Source organism: Roseivirga sp., from assembly GCF_965216855.1.
Classification (GTDB): domain Bacteria; phylum Bacteroidota; class Bacteroidia; order Cytophagales; family Cyclobacteriaceae; genus Roseivirga.
This window is the reverse complement of sequence record NZ_OZ244204.1, coordinates 352,277-370,704: the sequence shown is the minus strand read 5'-3', so window position 1 is coordinate 370,704 and position 18,428 is coordinate 352,277. Positions and strand designations below refer to the sequence as shown.

The 18,428-nt window shown below is 43.4% G+C and carries 15 protein-coding genes; 4 read left to right on the top strand and 11 right to left on the bottom strand.

Going from position 1 to position 18,428, the window contains the following annotated elements; all coding sequences use genetic code 11:
- Positions 1-43 precede the first annotated feature (43 nt).
- On the bottom strand, positions 44-1,021 hold the full coding sequence (locus tag ACOOEY_RS01570) for an NADPH:quinone oxidoreductase family protein (protein ID WP_420386911.1): 978 nt from the start codon (positions 1,019-1,021) through the stop codon (positions 44-46).
- The gene (locus tag ACOOEY_RS01565; protein ID WP_420386910.1) at positions 1,018-1,734 is read right to left on the bottom strand and encodes an SIMPL domain-containing protein; all 717 of its coding nucleotides are present in this window, start codon (positions 1,732-1,734) and stop codon (positions 1,018-1,020) included. The genes ACOOEY_RS01570 and ACOOEY_RS01565 overlap by 4 nt, the downstream gene beginning before the upstream one ends.
- A 93-nt stretch (positions 1,735-1,827) precedes the next feature.
- On the opposite strand from ACOOEY_RS01565, the gene ACOOEY_RS01560 reads away from it, so the two are divergent.
- Entirely contained in the window at positions 1,828-2,217 is a 390-nt protein-coding gene (locus ACOOEY_RS01560) for a hypothetical protein (protein WP_420386909.1), read from the top strand.
- 11 nt (positions 2,218-2,228) lie between these two features.
- Here the strand turns inward: ACOOEY_RS01560 and ACOOEY_RS01555 are convergent, their stop codons facing one another.
- The 5 genes from ACOOEY_RS01555 to ACOOEY_RS01535 all read right to left on the bottom strand — a co-directional run bounded on the left by ACOOEY_RS01555 (position 2,229) and on the right by ACOOEY_RS01535 (position 8,101).
- Positions 2,229-3,098, bottom strand: coding sequence for an ABC transporter ATP-binding protein (locus tag ACOOEY_RS01555; RefSeq protein ID WP_420386908.1), 870 nt, complete (start codon positions 3,096-3,098; stop codon positions 2,229-2,231).
- Positions 3,091-3,765, bottom strand: coding sequence for a molybdate ABC transporter permease subunit (gene modB, locus ACOOEY_RS01550; protein ID WP_420386907.1), 675 nt, complete (start codon positions 3,763-3,765; stop codon positions 3,091-3,093). Before modB ends, ACOOEY_RS01555 begins: the two co-directional genes overlap by 8 nt.
- Positions 3,762-4,163, bottom strand: a complete 402-nt coding sequence (locus tag ACOOEY_RS01545) for a TOBE domain-containing protein (RefSeq protein ID WP_420386906.1) — start codon at positions 4,161-4,163, stop codon at positions 3,762-3,764. The genes modB and ACOOEY_RS01545 overlap by 4 nt, the downstream gene beginning before the upstream one ends.
- Before the next feature lie 186 nt (positions 4,164-4,349).
- The gene (modA, locus tag ACOOEY_RS01540) at positions 4,350-5,144 is read right to left on the bottom strand and encodes a molybdate ABC transporter substrate-binding protein (RefSeq protein ID WP_420386905.1); all 795 of its coding nucleotides are present in this window, start codon (positions 5,142-5,144) and stop codon (positions 4,350-4,352) included.
- A 35-nt stretch (positions 5,145-5,179) separates the two neighbouring features.
- Positions 5,180-8,101, bottom strand: coding sequence for an FAD-binding and (Fe-S)-binding domain-containing protein (locus ACOOEY_RS01535; RefSeq protein ID WP_420386904.1), 2,922 nt, complete (start codon positions 8,099-8,101; stop codon positions 5,180-5,182).
- A gap of 182 nt (positions 8,102-8,283) precedes the next feature.
- On the opposite strand from ACOOEY_RS01535, the gene ACOOEY_RS01530 reads away from it, so the two are divergent.
- Positions 8,284-8,880, top strand: coding sequence for an MCP four helix bundle domain-containing protein (locus ACOOEY_RS01530; RefSeq protein ID WP_420386903.1), 597 nt, complete (start codon positions 8,284-8,286; stop codon positions 8,878-8,880).
- 43 nt (positions 8,881-8,923) lie between these two features.
- Here the strand turns inward: ACOOEY_RS01530 and ACOOEY_RS01525 are convergent, their stop codons facing one another.
- The 4 genes from ACOOEY_RS01525 to ACOOEY_RS01510 form a co-directional block, all read right to left on the bottom strand.
- The gene (locus tag ACOOEY_RS01525) at positions 8,924-9,757 is read right to left on the bottom strand and encodes a CPBP family intramembrane glutamic endopeptidase (RefSeq protein ID WP_420386902.1); all 834 of its coding nucleotides are present in this window, start codon (positions 9,755-9,757) and stop codon (positions 8,924-8,926) included.
- 176 nt (positions 9,758-9,933) lie between these two features.
- The gene (locus ACOOEY_RS01520; protein WP_420386901.1) at positions 9,934-10,971 is read right to left on the bottom strand and encodes a helix-turn-helix domain-containing protein; all 1,038 of its coding nucleotides are present in this window, start codon (positions 10,969-10,971) and stop codon (positions 9,934-9,936) included.
- Between the two features lie 35 nt (positions 10,972-11,006).
- Positions 11,007-12,347 (bottom strand): sensor histidine kinase, encoded by a 1,341-nt coding sequence (locus ACOOEY_RS01515; RefSeq protein ID WP_420386900.1) that lies wholly within the window; start codon positions 12,345-12,347, stop codon positions 11,007-11,009.
- The gene (locus tag ACOOEY_RS01510; protein ID WP_420386899.1) at positions 12,337-13,713 is read right to left on the bottom strand and encodes a sigma-54-dependent transcriptional regulator; all 1,377 of its coding nucleotides are present in this window, start codon (positions 13,711-13,713) and stop codon (positions 12,337-12,339) included. The genes ACOOEY_RS01515 and ACOOEY_RS01510 overlap by 11 nt, the downstream gene beginning before the upstream one ends.
- Positions 13,714-14,033: 320 nt before the next feature.
- Between ACOOEY_RS01510 and ACOOEY_RS01505 the strand changes: the two genes are divergently transcribed.
- Together ACOOEY_RS01505 and ACOOEY_RS01500 are read left to right on the top strand one after the other, a co-directional pair.
- Positions 14,034-15,812: a prolyl oligopeptidase family serine peptidase gene (locus ACOOEY_RS01505; RefSeq protein ID WP_420386898.1), complete on the top strand. Its 1,779-nt coding sequence runs from the start codon at positions 14,034-14,036 to the stop codon at positions 15,810-15,812.
- Positions 15,813-16,007: 195 nt separating this feature from the next.
- Positions 16,008-18,401, top strand: a complete 2,394-nt coding sequence (locus tag ACOOEY_RS01500) for an ABC transporter permease (RefSeq protein ID WP_420386897.1) — start codon at positions 16,008-16,010, stop codon at positions 18,399-18,401.
- Positions 18,402-18,428 lie beyond the last annotated feature (27 nt).

Here is an 18,428-nt window from a genome sequence, read left to right as displayed (position 1 = left end):
CGGAGTTATATACACCTTGATTTACGGGTATAGTTGAAGCCGGTTATCCAATGATTATGGCATTCTTGCCAATTACCTTTCTTTCCATCAGATCTTTTATGGCCTGAGCACCTTCTTCCAGAGTATAGGTCTTATAGATATGCTGTCTAAGCTGCCCTGATTCAATCCACTGCAGAATTTGCTGAAAGTTCTCCATACTTTCTCTCGCTTGTTTTTGAGCGAAGGTGCCCCAGAAAACACCCACAATAGAAGCTCCCTTCAACAGGGGGAGGTTCATGGGAATAGCCGATGGTGCTCCTGCAGCAAACCCTACCACCAGATAGCGTCCCTGCCAGGCTAGTGAACGAACGGCTGGCTCAGCATAACGATCACCAACGGGATCGAAGATGACATCGAAACCCTGGCCATTGGTTATGGCCTTGGCGGTTTCCTTAAGGTCTTGCTCACTGTAGTTGATGGTTTCATCAGCACCTTCATCCAAACAAACCCGTAGTTTTTCATCCGTGCTGGCTGCCGCTACCACATGAGCACCCATTAATTTTCCAATCTGAACTGCTGCCAGTCCCACGCCTCCTGAAGCTCCTAAGACAAGGAGTTTTTCACCGGCTTTTAACTGTCCACGCTGTTTCAATGCATGAAGCGCAGTGCCACAGGTGTACATGGTGGTGGCTCCTGTTACGAAATCCATTCCTTTGGGCATGGGCAGGCATTTATGACCATCGGCAGCTACATATTCAGCTAAACCTCCCCAGCCAGTCAGGGCAAAAACTGAATCACCTGCCTTGATGTGTTTTACTCCTTTACCTACTTTTTCAGCAATCCCCGATACTTCTCCGCCCGGAGCAAAAGGTAATTCCGGCTTGAATTGATATTTATTTTGAATGATGAGTGTGTCCGGAAAATTCACTCCGCAAGCCTTTACTCTGATGAGTACCTGATGGTCACTGATCTCAGGAGTGTCTAATTCTCCTATCTCCAGGTGATCGGGGCTACCAAACTCACGACAAATCAATGCCTTCATTTCGATTTGATTTTAAAAGTTACCACCACATTTTTTCTGAAGACTTCAGGTGCCACGTGATAATCTCCAAATGATCGACTGGCCTTTGCCGCACCAACCATTATTTCATCATCAAATTCGGCTTCCTCATATACAACTAAATTGTAGCCTTCCTGATAATTAATTGATGAAATCCCCTTCAGTCTGAATTGGCCGGCACGGGCAATTTGGGCCGCTTTTTCCTTGGCATCATCCAGTGCAGCTTCTATCAAGGCCAGCCTGACTTGTTCACTTTGCTTTTTGCTTAATTGAGGTGAGTTGTTCAGGTTATATGGAATATCCAGGTCGGCCAGGGCATTGATAACGGCCAAAATATGCTCTGAACGGGTAGAGGTTTTGAAGCTCAGGTTCTGACTTGCAGCATATTGAATACCATTTTCAGGGTTGAACCTGTCATTCATAGTGTTCACATTAAAACCTTCCGTTAATATACTGTCGGCTGGTAAACCAACATCTATCAGGGCCCGGGTAACCATGTTCACAATCTGGTTGAGGCTGTCCAGAGAACGCTTTTGGTTTGTGGTACTTATATTCAGGTTTAGCTTGTATTCCATGATCTCGGGGACCACTTCCATCTCTGCTTTTCCTTCAATCCTTAATGTATTCGATTCCTGTGCCAATAGGGGAAAGTTAAGGCAGCTGAGTAGTATTAAGCTGGTAATAATCTGTTTCATGTGTCAATCTTTAGGGATTATGAAGTTAAAAAGGACAAGGGGGATTCCAACCATTTTAAATGAAACGTGGTCAGAGATAACAAAGAAACAAAAATGAAGAAGCTCATATTTTTAAGCGCAGTTCTCAGTACAATTTTTTTGAGTTCTTGCGAAAACGGTAATGATGGATGTGTAGAAGTAAAGGTGATTTCCGAATTATGCGGAACAGCTGTGTTGCAGGTAGTCGGTGGCACCCTGCCTGATGGTGTGGCTAATTCATGGACTGATGCCAATGACAATACTTACCAGAATGTATTTACCACTTTTCTGGACGGTTGTGATCCTAATTATCCCCAGCAGGGAGCTACTTTTTTTGTGAAAATAGTAGATGAACAACCTACCTCTGATTGTGCGGTTTGTCTGGCTTTATTGGCAGATGCACCGGAAGAATATTTACATACAGTCATTAGCCCTGAATGTGGAGTTGATTCAGGAGACTTATAAACGACATACCCTTAATCAATTTTCCTTATAACAGGGTTGAAAGCCTTCGATGCAACGATGACTTCATCGCCAATTCGGAGGTTTTTTTGTTCTGTATCGCTGATTACCACCTTAATCAACTGATTGCCTACCAGCACTGTAGCAATGGTGATAATAGATTCGCTCTTGAGTTCCAGAATGGTGCCGGTAAACTGAAACTTTCCACTTAAGCCCTGATGTCCGAAAACATCAGCCGGTTTTCCTTCGCGCTTAATCTGCCCGTCTTCAATTTCAATAATCCGGTCTGCCAGGCGAAGTGCCTCAGACGGGTCATGGGTAACCATTACTGTGGTGAGCTCAAATTGTTCATGCACCTTTCGTAGATAGTCCTGCAGGCGTACTCTCATACCACGGTCCAGTGCCGATAAAGGCTCATCGAGCAGAAGTAGCCTTGGTTTTTGAATAAGCGTGCGAGCCAGGGCAACCCGCTGTTGTTGACCACCGGATAGGCGTGCGGGTTTCTCATGCCTCAAACCTTGTATTTCCATCATTTGAAGCAAGTCGTCAATATCGGATATAGATTGACCTTTTCTCAATGCATATTTCAGGTTACCCTCCACTGACATATTGGGGAAGAGGGCATACTGCTGAAACACAAGTCCGCAGTCACGCTGTTGGGGAGTTGTATTCAGCGACTCATCAAACCACACCTGGCCATTGAAGGCAATACGTCCGGTGTCCGGAGACATCAGCCCTGATATCATGCGTAACAGAGAGGTTTTTCCGCTGCCTGACTCACCCGAAATGACAAGAAACTCTCCGGACTTACAACTGAAGTCCAGCTTTAAGGGCAACTCTCCATTCGCTGCCTGTAGTCGTTTTTGAATCGATACTTCAAGCATGATGGTGAGGTAAGTTAAGTTTCTTGTTCAGACTATAAACTGACAAGAGGATACCAAAAGTGATGAGTAGAAGAATAAGTGCGTACTGGTGAGCGGCCGCATAATTCAAGGATTCAACCTCGTCATAAATAGCAATAGAGGCCACTTTCGTGACTCCGGGAATATTTCCCCCAATCATCAGTACCACACCAAACTCGCCCATAGTATGGGCGAAGGTCAGTACCAGAGCTGTTAATACGGATGCTTTTATGTTAGGCAAAAGTACTTGCAATAGCGTTTGAAACCGGGACTTGCCTAAAACATATGAAGATTCTTTCATATTTAAAGGGAGGTTGCTCAGGCCCGACTGAATAGGCTGTACCATAAAGGGCAGACTATAGATAACCGATCCCAGTACTAATCCCGGAAAGGTGAATATGAGCTGAAAGCCCAGGTGTTCCTGCAGCCATTGGCCAAGCGTATTATTTGGACTGAATGCCATTAACAGATAGAATCCTAAGACAGTAGGCGGAAGTACCAATGGCAGACTGATGACTGACTCAATAATCGGCTTAAGCTTAGATCGGGTAGAGGATAGCCAGCTGGCCAGAGGAACGGCTAAGACAAAGAGCAAAATAGTAGTGACCAATGCCAGTTCAAGGGACAATATGATGGGAGACCAGTTCATTCTTTGGAGAGCATCAATTCATTGGTTTTGATCAAAGCGAATACTTTTTGACCGGGTTGTAGCTCAAGTCGATCAACTGAGGCGGTTGTAATCACTGAAGTAATTTGACCCAGGTCGGTGCTGAGCACTACTCGACTTAGTAAATCACTTCGGTCAATGGTAGAAATCGTTCCATAGATTCGGTTTTGCAGACTAATAGGTAATTGCTCTTCTGTTGCAATTGAGACCTCCATCTCCTTAAATATAATATTGACTTCTTCCCCCACTTGAAGATATGCAGCCGTGTCCGGGGTGTCGATAACAATGCTTTTAAGGGACTGATTACCGGACTGCAGACTGACCAGTGACAGGCTGCCTGAGGTATGTATGTCGGTAATGTTGGCTTTTAGGGTGTTCAAATCAATCCTGAAATTCAAAGAGGTAGTCCTCCAGGTAGTCGATCTTAAATTTGCTAAGAAAATTAATGTATTCTTCGCGGAAGGTCTTTTTTCTGTCCTCTTATAGCCTCACCCCAAACCCCTCTCCTCAGGAGAGGGGCTTTAGAGACTGCCAGAGTCAAATGATTCAGCCTAGAGTAACAGCTACTAATGCTTTACTCCTTCATGGGGAGGTTTAGTGAGAGGGTTTACGTATCCGAAGCGTTCTAAAATAGCTTGCCCTTCCTCTGAGAGAACAAATTCCATGAACTTCTTAGCTTCATCTTCCATAGCCCGATCATTTCTGAGGACGACAAGGGCCTGGTGTATGGGAGCGTATAGACTATCAGCAACACTGACCCAATTACCCTTGTTGCTCATGGGAGGAGAAAGTACGACCGATTTGGCGGTAAAGCCCAACTCAGCCGCTCCAGAAATGATGAATTGATTGACCTGGGAGATGCTTTCTCCATAAACCAACTCTGATTCTTTATTAAAATCAATTTGCTGCAGCACTTCCTGTGCGGCCAGACCATAGGGAGCAGTTTTTGGATTAGCCAGAGCAATGTGTGTTACCTCATCTGAGGAGAGCTGATCTAAAGAAACCAAAAGGTTCTTCTTCATGGACCAGAGCACCAATTGCCCCTGGGCATAGATGACAGGCTCATTAATGGTATTGCCTGATGCCTGTAATGCCTCAGGGTATTTTGTGTCTGCAGAAAAGAAGAGGTCATAGGGGGCTCCTTCACGAATTTGTGCTGTAAGCTTTCCAGAGGAACCTAAAATGATTTCACAGTCAATATCGGTTTGGGCTTCATAGGCCTGCAACAATGCATCCATTGCAAACTGCATATTGGCTGCTGTAGCAATGGTAAGTTGTTTGGTAGGATTTGAACAGGAAATAATCAATGAAAAGATAAGCCATAGGTGTATTCTACTTTCTACAAATCTTCTGATAATCATTGATTTAAAATCGTTTGTTAGATATACTATTCCATTTACTTATTGAGATGATTCCAAAGAATCTCAACAACATGTAAGGCCTTTCTTCCTGTACCATCTTTGATTTGATGTCGGCAACTAGTACCTGAGGCAGCGATAATGACTTCTTCAGGTTGTTTTCTTACCGTTGGAAATAGCACAAGTTCACCGATCTGCATAGAGAGCTCATAGTGTTCCTTTTCATAACCAAATGAGCCAGCCATACCACAACAACCAGAAGCAATCATGTGTACTTCAAAGTTTTTAGGCAGGCTCAGGATTTTCTTCGTTGGTGTCATGCTGGAAAGTGACTTCTGGTGGCAATGGCCATGCACTTTAATAAGCTTCTTTTCCTCTGTAAACTGTTCAGCTTTGATACGCCCCTGATCGACTTCTCTGGCCAGAAATTCTTCAATAGTGAAAGTATGTTGAGCGAGTTGCCTGGCTTTCTGCTGAAGCTCTCCTCTGGTAAGGCTGATAAACTCATCGCGGAAGGTCAGTATGGCAGAAGGTTCTATTCCAACCAAAGGGGTTCCTTCAGAAATAAGATCAGCAAAAAGGTGAATATTGGCTTTTGCCAGTGCTTTGGCTTCATCTAATAAACCCTTAGAGAGTTGTGGCCGGCCAGAATCCGGATGGGCAATGTATTTTACTTCGTAACCTAATTGATCCAATAGCAATACTGCCTTTTTACCAATTTCAGCATCGTTATAATTGGTGAATTCATCACAATAGAAGTAAACCTGCTTTTGGTGTTTTCCTGCCTTGAATTCCTTATTGAGCCACCTGGCCAAGGGTTGTTTCGAAAGTTCCGGCATGCTGCGTTCATTGGCAAAGCCGACAACTGATTTAGCCAGATTACCGGTCAGTTTGTTGCTGAAAATCAGATCATAAGCCCAGGGTACTTTGCTGACCAGTTTCATGCTCTTTGAAAAGTTGGCAATTCTTTTTGCTCTGGTGGGTACTCCTTTCTCTTTGTAGTACTGAAACTGCCATTCTGCCTTTAGCTTCGCCATGTCTACATTAGAAGGACATTCGGAAGAACAGCCTTTGCAGCTTAGACAGAGATCCATAACCTCTTTGATTTCCTCATGAGCGAAAGGATTGGCCTGCTCAGATTGAGTAAGCATTTCTCTGAGTATGTTGGCCCTTGCCCGGGTAGTGTCTTTCTCGTTTCTGGTGGCCATGTAGCTCGGACACATGGTACCACCGCTCAGCTCTGACTTCCGACAATCTCCTGAACCGTTACACAGCTCGGCACTACGCAAAATCCCCTGATTTTCAGAGAAATCGAACATGGTTTCAAACTCCCTGGTCTGCTGGTCTTTCTCATACCGAAGCGAACTGTCCATGGGAGGGGTATCGACAATTTTACCGGGATTGAAAATATTCTCAGGGTCCCAGATTTGCTTCATTCGCTTAACAAGGGCATAGTTGTGCTCTCCAATCATTTGAGGAATGAACTCTCCTCTTAAACGGCCATCGCCATGCTCTCCGGAAAGTGATCCTTTGTACTTTTTGACCAAAGTGGCAATTTCTTCAGCAATCAGCCTGAATTGCTTTTGTCCCTCTGTAGTTTTCAGGTTGAGGATAGGGCGGAGGTGTAGTTCGCCTGAGCCCGCATGTGCATAATGAACAGAGTAAAGCCCATGCTGCTCAAGAATCTGATTGAATTCCTCGATATAAGCGGGCAGGTCATTGACATCAACAGCTGTATCCTCAATTACTGGTGCTGCCTTGGCATCTCCCGGAACGTTTGAAAGTAATCCCAGGCCTGCCTTTCTAAGGTTCCAGACTGATTTAATCTGATCTCCTTCAATTACCGGATAGGCATATCCTCTGCCAGCGCTCTTTAGTTCTGCAATCAGATTAGCTACTTTTCTATCTGCCTCGGATGGAGTATCACCGTTTAATTCCACCACCAGTATGGCCTGCGGATCACCTTCGACAAAGAATCGCAGTTCCCGATACATAGCGTTTCTCTTGGTCGCTTCGAGGATGTAATGATCCATCAGCTCACAGGCAGACGGAGCATATTGAAGTGCTATGAGATTGGCTTTAAGGCTGTCGTCAATGGTTTCAGAGTGAATGCAAACGAGTCTTTTGTTGTCTGGCGGCAGGGGAGTCAACCGGATCTTAGCTTTGGTTACCAGGCAAAGCGTTCCTTCAGAACCAGCTATCAGGCTACAGAAATTAAAAGGAGTTCCATTTTCGCTAAATGGCTGATGCCTGATCAGCATGTCCAGGGCATATCCCGTATTTCTTCTGGGGATATCAGGTTTGGGAAATTGCTCAATAATCTCTTTTTGATTGTTCGGATCATTAAGTATTTCGCGGGTTTCGAAATAAATATTGTTGTGCAGCAGCCCGGTTGTTGATAGTCCATTGCAGCGGTTGAGGAACTCTCCGGCATCCATAGGACCAAACCAGGTTTCAGATCCATCGGCCAGAATAGTTTCTACTTCGAGCAAGTGTTCTCTGGTGCTACCATATACCACAGAGTTGGAACCACATGAGTTATTACCGATCATGCCACCAATCATGGCCCTGTTAGCCGTAGAAGTTTCGGGAGCAAAGAAGTACCCATGCTGTGCGAGTTGTCTGTTCAGGTCATCGCGGACAATACCCGGTTCAACCCAGGCATAACCCTCTTCTGGATTGATTTCCAGTATCTGGTTAAAGTGTTTTGAAATGTCTACGACTATCCCCCCTCCAACTACCTGACCAGCTAGTGAGGTGCCGGCAGTTCTTGGAATTAGCGAGGTGTTATGCTCAGCAGCAAACCTGACCAGAGTAATCAGGTCTTCCTTATCTTTTGGAATAGTAACTGCCAAGGGTAATTCCCGATAGGCTGACGCATCGGTGGCATAAAGTCGTCTATGGACTTCATCTGTAAATAATTCACCCTTTAGTTGAGTGCTGAGTAGTTGCCAGTTCATCAAGAGGCAAAATAGCAGGTGTTAAATTTTAAAGGAAGGGGATGATGGGAATTATTTATTCTTAAACTCTGATCCACCCATTAAAGCCTCTGGGAGAATGTATGGGCTCCTTCCGAAACTACGTATGAGAGGATGATTAACAAAGGTGAAATAAATTGCGTTATTAGTGCAAAATCTTAAGCATGAAACTCTTCGATAAAATTAAGTGGATTCTCGGTATCCTCATCGTGTTTGTACTGATTGCAGCTACCAATCTAATTGACAGAAGTAACTTTGTTCAGGTTCGTGAAAGTGTAGAAACAATTTACCAGGACAGGCTGATCGCCAAAGACTTAATACTGGATATCTACAAAGCGGTTCAGGAAAAGGAAATCGCATTAATTACCAGTGATGCTAATTTCTTTGAGGCTCGAAACAGCATTCTTAACGAAGAGATGAAGCAATTGCTTGAGAGCTTTGAACATACCCGTCAAACCGAAAATGAACAACAGGTTTTTGGCAGGCTTAAGGAGAATTATAATGCCCTGGTTAGTAAAGAGTCTAAACTGGTTTCCAATGATTTTAGCGACTCAAGAGAATTATTGGAGTTAGTTCGAAAACTGGAAGGTGATTTATATGCTCTTTCAGATATTCAGATCAGTGAAGGCAGTAGGCTACTATCTGTTTCCAAACGGGCGACTGACTCTGTTGAGTTCTTTACCCAACTGGAGATTGGCATACTGATTTTACTGGCCATTCTTATCCAGATAATTATACTCTACCAGCCTAAGAAGGAGTAGGATATCAGTTTTAACTTCATCAAGATAAGCTGATATTTAAGACTCAGGGCATATCGGTGTTTACCCGATTGAATTTACCAAAGAGCAATACCGCAATAGCGACAACCATATACACCGCACAAACTGATAGGTAAGGACCTGCCATCTCTGTAGGCAAACCTAATTGTGTTATCAGTTTGGGAGTAATGGGTACCTGTGCATCGCTTGGCATAAAGCTGACTATAGAAAGCGAGGCGTTAGAGATGGCATGAAAACCCACGGCAAAAATCAGACTTCCACCGGATCGATTGTACAGCCAGTTGAATATGATGGTCCATGGAAAGAGAAATGCCAATACATAGATAAGCGGAGCATTGTGCATTCCCTGACCTAACCAGTAGGTAGGAAGGTGCCAGAACAAATGTACTAGTGCCAATACAATCATTGCCTTTTTAGGGCTTAAAAAACGCTGTAGCCTGGGAAGCGCAAAACCTCTCCAGCCCAGCTCTTCACCAAAACCAGCGATTAGAAAAGATGGGATGATGGCGCTGGCCCAATAAGCCGTATCTCTAAAATAGGGGTTAACAGCCCCATCATAGTAGAGTTGCCATAATGACCTGCCGGTAAAGTGTATAGAGGCCGGAAGAAGGAGCAATAATACCCACCAGTACCATTTGATTTTATATCGCTTAAAGCGTCCGAAAAGATGCTTTACACCTTTTTTTCCATAGAAATACCAGTTGAGGGTAATGGATGTCAGTGTGGGAGCCCAGACGCCCAACATAATCAAGGGCAGCAAATCAGCAGTTTGACCGATAAAGAATAATAACCAGGAGAGGGCGTAGGTGCAGATAAAGAAGGTGACGACCTGTTTGTTTGAAGATACTTTTGATTCCATGTACTTGAGTTTTTTAAGCCTGACCAATCGGTAACGCCCGTTTTTTTGACTCAAACCGATCCTGTTTTTTTTAGATGGAGTCTATGCTGGCGTACCGGATAGCATGGATCAAAAGAGCATGGAAATTTGTCTAAAAGCCATTTTATGATACTCCCAAACCGGTTATGGAGTAAATTTTAGCCGGAATGGTCTCTTTTGTATTGGGTAGGAGTAAGCCCTGTGGCTTCTTTGAAGAGAGTGTTGAATCTTCCACCAGATTTAAAACCTGATTGTTCAGCAATGGCCAGAATAGTAAAGGCATTGTTTTCCGGACGTAATAACTGCTTTTTCACGTCTTCAATTCGAAAGCCATTGACATAGTCTTTGAATGATTTCTGATGATATTCATTAACCAATTGGGAGATGGTCTTGGCAGGAATATTGAGTATAGCAGAAAGCTCTTTAACAGTAAGTTCCGGGTTTCTGAAAAGTAAATCTTCTTCCATAGATTTTTCAATTCGTTTTAGGTAATCATTGGCCTTTTCTGACGAAATGGTAGCATAGGTGTACTTCTTTCGAAAAACCTGCTGCTCCTTGTCCTGACGCATTTCTTTGATGGCGATCCACAGAATAGGAATCAGAAAGAAAAGGGTAATATTCAACTGAATGTAGGAAGGGATACCCAACTGACTGCCAAAGGCCTTTGTGAGAATATTAAGTGCGAATACCCCCATGAACGTATAAAAGACCGGTTTCAGCCAACTGAAATATGGTGGATTGTCTTCAGCGAAATTCAGAATCAAGCGGATTGATAGGATAATGTAGACGCCAATGCCCAAAAAGGCCATCACCATAACCACGCGTTCAATGACGGAATCTACGAAAAAGGGCTCCAGACATAGAACAAATAGTGCCGGCAGATAATGATAGTAGGCTTTTTCAAAGCTGAGTTGGGTGTTTCTGTGAAAACTAATGTAGAGGTATAATGATGGCCCGATCAACAGGAGAGATGCATTAGCTAAAAGCTGCATCCAATCGAATGGCAAAGCAATTCCTGACAGTATAAAGAATGTGTTGAGAAGAAAGATGGAAAAGGCAGTGAGCAAAAGGCCAATGTTGAAGGTAAGGAATCGATGGCTTTGCTTTTTGGTGAAGAAATGAAAGGCCAGAAAGAAACCTTCGAATGCTCCCAGGAGGTTGACCAGTGATAGATAGTATGGAATGCCATTGTCCATTGAAGAATTATCTCAAAAGTGGTTAAAGCTTTGATTTACTGAAAACACAAAACAAAACAAGCCCCTTTACCAATCTCACTTTCCACCCTTAAATCTCCGCCATGCAATTGCATAATCTGTTTGGAGAGGCTAAGTCCAATACCGGAACCTCTTTTCTTGGTGGAGTAGAAAGGCATAAATATTTTCTCCTTGGCTTCTTCTGTAATTCCCGGACCGTTGTCTTTTACCGAAACAGAGGTCTGTCCATCTTTGTAGTCAACCTGAATTTCTACTAAGGCATCGGGTTGATTCTCTACTGCTTCTCTGGCATTTTTGATGAGGTTGATCAATACCTGTTCAATCAATTGGTCATCAAGAGATACTACAGTTTGTTGTCTGAGTAATTTTAGTTTGAGTTGATTTCCTTCAAACTCGCTTTTCATTAGCGCCACTGATCGCTCTACAACCTGATTTACATCACGGTCCTGAAGATTAGGCTCGGGTAAATTGGTGTAGTCCCGATAGGCATTGATGAAGTTGATTAGTCCATCCGAACGCCCTGAAATGGTACGCAAGCCTTCCTCCAGGTCTTCCAGACTGTCATCTGAAATTACATTGGCATCAGGCTTTCTTTGTACATCTTCTGCAATTACTTCCTTCAGGGTAGAGGTAAGAGAGGAGATTGGGGCAATGGAGTTCATAATTTCATGGCGAAGTACCTTGGTCAGGTTTTGCCAGGCTTCCAACTCTCTTGATTGAAGTTCAGCCTTAATGTCCTGGAAAGCCAGCAGGCGGAATGATTCTGACCCCAACTTGTAGCGGGTAATGAATACGGCCAACTCTTTACCATTTTGTGTCTTATAGATAATTCTCGGAAGGCTTCCCAATTCCTTCAATATTTCCCTGATTTCCGGATAGGTTCTGTTAATGGAAATGTTCCTGTCATTGTTCAGGTTCAATAGGTTCAATGCCGAGCGGTTAATAAACTTTACCTTGTTGTCATCATCGATTGAGACAATACCGGAAGCAATGTTTTCTACCACAACCTGTAATTCCTGAAAGAACTCTTCGCGCTTCTGACGCTCCAGTAAAATGGCATCAATTACCTCTTTGAAAGCCATATTCAGCTCTTTGAATGTCTTACCCAGCTTATTGTCATGGGTGAAACTCATGTTAAAGTCATTGTATTTGATGGCATCGAAGAATCGCCTGAGTTTCTTATTGGTGCTCTCTATGTAGTTGAATAGTTCAAAGACTTCAAAGATGATCAGGAAGCCCGTCACCACAGTGGTTACATATTTTTCATCAAAGAAAACCAGGTATACGAAGGCAGAAACCGTGATAAAGAGAACGACAACGCGGAGCAGTACGAATAAGCGAAAACGATTAAAGCCCATATTTCTCTAATCTACGGTAAAGTGATGATCGCGTAAGGCCTAACTCCTGAGCAGCATGAGTGATATTACCATTGTGCTTGGCAAGCACCTTTCTGATCAGTATTCTTTCCACATCTTCCAGGTTGTACTGGTCCAGGTTGATTTCGCTCTGGTCTTTCGGTTGTTGGGAAGCGTTAAAGAAAAAGTCTTCAGGCTGAAGAATATTATCCCGACTCATGATAACCGCACGCTCCACGGCATGTTGTAGTTCCCGAACATTACCGGGCCAGTGATACTTTTCTAACCGCTTAATGGTGGCCTCAGAAAACTTATAAATGTCTTTATTGTATTTGCGCGCAAATTGCTCCAGATAGTGTTCTGCCAGGAGACGAATATCTTCATGTCTTTCCTTTAGGGAGGGAAGAGCTACTTCAATGGTATTGATTCTATAAAGCAAATCCTGCCGGAATTCACCCTTCTGTACCATTTCATAAAGAGGCATGTTAGTAGCACAAATCAGGCGGATGTCTACATCGAGTACTTTGTTGGAGCCTACGCGCGAGATTCTTTTGTTTTGCAGTGCCGTCAGTAGTTTGGCTTGAAGGGAAGGAGAAAGGTTGCCGATTTCATCCAGGAAAAGGGTTCCTCCATTGGCCACCTCGAAACGTCCGGCTCTGTCTGTCTTGGCATCGGTGAAAGCACCACGCACATGACCAAATAGCTCTGATTCGAATAAGGTTTCAGTAATTGCCCCTAGATCTACAGTAACAAAAGGCTTATCTGCTCTATTACTGTTTCTATGAATGGCCCTGGCAATCAGTTCTTTGCCGGTACCGTTTTCTCCCAGCACCAATACATTGGCATCTGTTCCTGCTACCCGGTCAATGGTATCAAAAACCTTGATCATCGCCTGTGACTGCCCAATGATATCTTTGAACTTATGATCAAGCTCCTCACGCATGAGTTCCTGCTGGTCTTTCAATAGCTGTAGTTCAGTCTTGGAAGACCTGAGTTTAATGGCTGAAAGGAGGGTGGCCAATAGCTTTTCATTTTCCCAGGGCTTCATCACAAAGTCTGTTGCGCCAGCCTTTATGGCTCTTACGGCCATATCGACTGACCCGAAAGCTGTAATCAAAACAACTACTGCCGATGGATCGATTTCAAGAATTTTGTCCAGCCAGTGAAAGCCCTCCTGACCAGAATTGACATCCTGGGTAAAGTTCATGTCCAGAAGAATAACATCATAAGAGTCATTCTTCAGCAAATCCGGGATAAGGGTAGGGTCTTTCTCCAGATCAATTTGTGCAAAGTGCCTTTTCAAAAATATTCTGGCCGCTTTGAGAAGATCCTCATTGTCGTCTATGATGAGTATTTTACCGGTTTTCATTTTGAGTGTTTTGAATTGTTAATCTGTTCCAGGGCCAGCCTGACACTATCCATTCCTCTTTTTTTGAAAAGATGGCTGCATGTGTTCGTTCAGCCTTTTGTACCAAACCAACCTTTTCTTTACAGGGACTGACCAATCATGTCTTCATTGCAAATCAATTCTACTTTCGGAATATACACAAATACTACCGTCCGTCAGCGGACGGTAAAGTTCGTGAGCGAATAGGTTAGAGCTTACTTAAATACATAAGTCGTTGATAGTCTGTATTTTGTGTTTGGTATAGTCCTTGGCAACAGGCATGACTGATTTTTAAATAACTCATGATGTACAAAAAACTATCGCTACTTATTCTATTGATTATTCCCTGTTGGTCCAAGGCTCAGAGCTTGTCCGGTTTTCAGCTCAATGCGGATGCCAGTCACCTGATTTACCTCGAAAACAATGATCACTTATTCTTAAAGTCGGTTGAAAGCAATAGCGAACCGGTTTTATTAGATAGTGGGCTTGCACAAAGTGAAAACACAATACTCAGGTCCTGGAACCGTAGTGGAGAGGTCTTTATTTATGAAAAAGGAGGGGACTTCTATTTATACTCCGTGGCATCAGGTACAACTGATCAAATTGATCTGCCTGAGAATTTTGGGCTATTCCGGTATTATAGAATTAATCAGGTCGCAGTGGCAGATGATGCTCTATATTTTTCTGCTCAAAATCGCGATACAGACAAGAACTTCAGTCTTTACCGTCTCGACCTTAAGGCCAGGGGAGCAATGAAGCTACTGGAAGTCGATGGTGATGTAGCTAATATGACTCTTTCTTCTGATGGTCAATGGCTTGCCTTTACCAGCTATCAATTCTATAATGAACAGTATCATAATCAGCTTCATTTACTGAATTTGGAAGACGATTCAGAGATGGTGTCTTCACCTACTATGGATAATACATTTTACTCTAATCTCAGTTTTTCTAATGACGGCCGAATTTCGCTCAGGAATATGGATGGCTCTGCTTACGTGGCAACTTACCATAGCGACAGTAAGGAACTAAATATTGAGGGCTTAAGCCTTCGGAACGGTTTGTATCTTCTGGGTTTTGAGGGTGATCATTACAAGGTGCTCAGTCTGGATGCTTCGGGTAAAACCTATTCCATACTGGACGAGTCTCTAAATACCCTGAGTGAGCTCAGAGGAAGTGGAAATCTTCAGCTGCTGAGCTATATCAATGGAGATTTCTTCTTTACTGAAGAAAGCGGTGTGAGCCCTAAGTCTTTGCTTAGATACAATCCGAATCAGGGAGATAAAGACCTGATAGTTTCCTTTGTGGCTGAGAATCCTCTGGCCGATAATCAATATGAAATTCTTACCTATCAGGATATGAAAGGAAAAGACCGTCAGGCCTTTTTGTATTATCCGGATGATTTTGAGGGTGGGGAATTCCCAACCATATTGATGAATTACGGTGGCTATGGCGACAGATACCCTGATATGGGGTATTTTCTGAATCAATTGGTTTTTCCGCTTTTAGAAGAAGGTTTTGGTATTATGCTGCTGAATACCAGAGGGGTGAATTCTGAAAGACTGGGTGAAGGCTATGGCGCGTATCAACTTGAAGATACAAAGGCTTTGATCGACCAGTTCGATGGTAAAATACCAGTGGATTTCAATAGACTTATACCGGTAGGACATAGTCATGGCGCCACCATGGTTTATTATTACATGACACACTCTGACCTTTTTCCGGGAGGTATTGCCATTAATGGAGCTGCCGATTGGGTTGAACAGGCTAAGTTACAACGGATGACCGGCCTGCCGGGAGAGATGGGAGGTACACCTGAGGAGAAGCCCGAGTTATATCGTTCTGCTTCTCCACTGGAGCAGATAAGTAGTGAACTCAACCCCATGCTTATATTCAGTGGTGGAAAGGATACTCAAATCCCATATGATATCAACGCTTTGCCATTTGCCAAAAAAGCGAAGAGTATGGGACTCAATCTGGACTACATTCATTTTGAACACCAGGGCCATTTGATTGATGATAAGGACAATCTTTTGAGAATGAGCAATGAGATTAGAGAGTTTCTGGCGCAATGGAAAGACTAGAACCTTTCCACGACTTTGCCGTCCGTCAGCGGACGGTAAAGTTCGTGAGCGAATACCAATTAATTTCCATTCAAGTGTAATGAATTGAAAATCAATGAAATAACTTTGGCATATTGCTTGGAAAGCCATTGATAGAAGATGTACTCAATATATCTTCTGAAATAGTAAGACTACAAACCTGTATCCATACTCAACATGTTAAAAAGCTTATTCAAAACATCATTTCGATCTCTCCTGCGAAACAGGACTCACAGCCTGATTAATATAGTAGGCCTGGCTGTGGGAGTAGCTTGTTTTATTATGCTCAGCCTCTATGTGGAGGATGAGTTCAGTTACGATGAGTTCCATGAGGATACCGACAGAATGTATAGACTGGTAAAAAAGGATACATCTGATGGAAAAGTTGAATACAGCAAAAGCCTGGAGGGAGCCGTAGCACAGGTTTTGGTAGAAGAATTACCCGAGGTTGAAGAGGCTTTCAGAATTGGAGCTACCGGTGGTAAAGTAGTGACCTATGACAACAAGCAGTTCTTGATCCCAACGGTCTATCTGACCGACTCAAGTTTTTTCAAGCATGTTGACTTCACCATGGAGGATGGTCTGTTCTCCGAGGTAAGGCTTGGCCCTGCCGATGTAGCCATCTCAACAGATGAAGCCATAAAGCTATTCGGTACTACCGAAGGAGTAACGGGGAAGACTATAAATATTTCTGAATTCGGAGATTTTCAGGTAGCGGCTGTTTACAAACTACCTACCAATACGATTTTCAATTTTCATTACATCACAGCATTCGAAAACGTTGAGAAAGCCTATCAGAATCTTCTTCAATACTTTCCCAAGGAAGAACACAAAAGCTTCTTCCAATGGAATATGAGTGCGTTCTCTACTTATGTTATTCTTAATAGCCCGGAAGTAGATTTCAAACAGGTTGAACCCAGGATAGAAGCCGCACTGGCTGATCACTGGAGAGACCAGAAGGCCACTCTGGAACCCTTGGGAGATGTTTACTTCAGTGAGCTGGAAGCCCCTTCATTCGGAAGGTCTGGCGAAAGGCAATATGCCAACCTGTTCTTTATGATAGCAGTTATTATTCTTCTGGTGGCAGTCATTAACTACATGAACATGTCTACTGCCGGTTATACACGCAGGGCGAAGGAAGTAGGGGTAAGAAAGAGTATCGGAGGAACCAGAAACTCCATTATGACACAGTTCTTTGCTGAGTCGCTTATGGTGTCGGCCATTTCCATGATTTTGGCTATATGTCTGGTAGAATTTATGCTACCCTCCCTCAATTCATTTTTAGGTAAATCACTAGATGTTGCTTATTGGTCTACCGGAAACCTGTTGCTGTTCCTGGGTGCGTTCCTGATATTGGGGCTGTTGGCCGGAATCTACCCCGCTTTGGTTCTATCAGGCTTTAAGGCTACCGAAGTACTGAAAGGCAAGGTAACCACAGGTAAAGGAGGAATGCTTTTCCGCAAGTTCCTGGTAAGCTTTCAGTTTATTATCTGCATCGGCCTGTTGGCCGTGACCCTGGTGGTATCTACTCAATTCAACTATTTGCTGGATTATGAAAAGGGTTTTCAGTCTGACCAGCTGATTACTGTTCCATTGAAGGACGCTGATCTCAAAGCCAGCTACACCGAATTCAAGACAGAGGTAATGCGCCTGCCAGGTGTTCAATCTGTAACCGGTTCAACCCATAAGCTTACTCAGGGAATGTTCACTATCATGGCCGCTGTTGAGGGCATGGAGGAAGAGCAACCTATCGCCCTGATCAATGTGGAATCTTCGTTTGTCGAAGACCTTGGTCTGGACATCAAAGCCGGCTTAAGTTTTGGAAACAAAGACAATATATCGGGTAAACAAAGGGCATTGATCAATGAGGCTGCAGCCAGAGCATTTAACTGGAATGAACCATTAGGTAAAGGTTTGCTGGGAGGAGGTGAGAATGGTCATTCACTTCAGGTTTTAGGAGTTATTAGTGACTTCGCACTGCAAAGCCCTAAAAAAGAACTGGTACCCGCCATGTTTATTCCCTCTGAAGGAAACTTCGATTTTGCAGTGATCAGACTGAATACTGCGAATGTATCCTCTACTTTGGCAGCCATAGATACGCAGTTTCAGTCATTTTCAGATGAATACCCCTTTGAATACAGCTTTGTAGATCAGGATTTTGAAGCCGAACTGGAAAGAGAAAAGAAGCAGTCTACCATCTTCAGCTCATTCAGTTTGCTGGCTTTGTTCATTGCTGCTCTTGGACTGTTCGGTTTGTCTATATACATGGTAGAGCAGAAAGTAAAAGAAATAGGTATCAGAAAAGTACTGGGAGCTTCAATTCCGCATTTGTTATGGTTATTGAATCAATCTGTGACTCAGTTGATATTGATCTCTTCACTAATAGCCATTCCGGTATCTTACTGGTTGATGCAAGGTTGGATAGATCAGTTCCCATATCACTTCGATATGAATTTGGTGTATTTCATGATTCCATTGGCCGGAATGTTAATCGTCAGCCTGGTTACCACATCCTACCACTCTCTGAGGTCTGCCAGAGCGAATCCGGTCAAAGCACTAAGAACAGAATAAGTCAAAATCAAAAACTCAAAAGGTATT